Consider the following 1,479-nt stretch of genomic DNA (forward strand, 5'->3'; position numbering starts at 1 on the left):
GGGTCAATCCCGCGGACAGCGGGGCCCCCGCCTACCACCCCATGGGGGTCCCCCGCACGCGCCCCCCCCCTTGCCGGGCCGCCGGCGCCCCGGGGGGGGCCCCCCCCCCCCCCCCCCCCCGCTTACCGTGGGGTCGTGACCACGCCCTCCGACAACGCAGCCGACCCAGTGCCGGTGCGGGTCGTCGCTGGTGTCGGCGACGACCCGCAGCGCGTGCTCGGTTCCACACGCGACCCGTACGATGCACGTCGCGCCGTACGACCGTCTGGCCCGTCTCAAAACGGTGCATCGCGCCCTCCCTCACCAGTCCCGCCAGAGCATCCGGCCGTGCTCGCCCACCACCTCAGCGCGCCTCGGGTCGGTGGGCGAGCTGCCGTCCGGGGACGGCTTGCCCAGATTGCGAGCAGGCCCGCGGGATCGAGCCCGCGGCCGAGGACGAAAAGCCGGCCCCGCCTCGTACACAGGCCGACAAGTGGGCCATGAACTACGACCTTCGAGGGCGAGGGGCACCTTCGGGTGCCGAGGAAGCATGTCGAGCGGATCGTCGTCGGCGGCGGGAGCGGCGGGGACCAGGACGTACGGGAGTATCGGGTTGGGGCATGGACCGGGAATCAGCGGAGCAGGGCCGCAACCCTGACCCAGGAACGCATCGACCAGTTATCCGCCATCGGGATGCGCTGGACGTAGTCCACCGCATCCCGCCGATGGTCCCCTTCGTGCGGACCATCGTCTTGGATATGGCCGCCGAGGCGCTGCTGCGTGCCGAGCGCGGCGGCGGTCCGCTCCGCCGCGCCGCCGGACCAGGCACACCGAGCGCTTCTCACGCGGTCGGCTCACCAGCACCGACCTGCGGCAAGGACAGCGGCCAGGAGCAGCGCGCCGAGTCCTCCCAGTGCAGCGGCCGTCTCCCGCACAGCGGCGTGCTCGTGCAGGACGTGGCCGAGGAAGCCGGGCGTCAGCAGGCCCGTCACCATGCGGTGCAGCAGACGGTCGCGGCCGGGGGCGAGGTCGGGGTGGTGTGAGGGGTGGTCGTGTCCGGGTCGGTCGTGCTCACGATGTGCTCCCTTTGGATCGGGCGCGGGTGACCCGCGAGGGTGTTGGAACGCAGACGTGCTTTCGGGCGCCTTGCGGCGCGGGCCGGGCTGCGCGACAGCAGGCGGCGGTTGCCAACTGAAGCGAAGGCATTCCTGGCGCCAGCGGTGCGGGCGGGGGAAGAATCCGCGCCTACTCCTGTTCGCTGAGTCAGTTGTGGGACGGAGGGGCTCGGATGTTGGGGTGGCACCGAAAGACGCACCTCAGGTCGGCGCGGGTCCGCCTGGGAGGTACGTGGCCGGCTCCAGCTCCCCCGATGTTGTGTGGTCGACCGGCGCGCGCCCGGGGGCCACCGGGTTTTTTTGAAAACGGGGCGGGCGGGTGTTGGGCGCCGCGGTTTTTTAGAGGGGGGTGGGGGCGCGGGCGACGCGGGGGGGGACGGGGAGT

At 72.6% G+C, this 1,479-nt stretch carries 2 protein-coding genes; both read left to right on the forward strand.

Features of this window, described 5'->3' with window-relative positions:
- Nucleotides 1–516: 516 nt before the first annotated feature.
- A complete protein-coding gene (locus ACIRNI_RS31935) occupies nt 517–687 on the forward strand; it encodes a helicase associated domain-containing protein (protein ID WP_403556880.1) in 171 nt (56 codons plus the stop codon).
- Between the two features lie 29 nt (nt 688–716).
- Nucleotides 717–1,022 carry a hypothetical protein gene (locus ACIRNI_RS31940; protein WP_403556882.1) on the forward strand — a complete coding sequence of 102 codons (306 nt, stop codon included), beginning with the start codon at nt 717–719 and terminating at the stop codon, nt 1,020–1,022.
- Nucleotides 1,023–1,479 lie beyond the last annotated feature (457 nt).

It is taken from the genome of Streptomyces sp. NPDC093546 (assembly GCF_044765045.1).
In the GTDB taxonomy this organism is placed as follows: Bacteria; Actinomycetota; Actinomycetes; order Streptomycetales; family Streptomycetaceae; genus Streptomyces.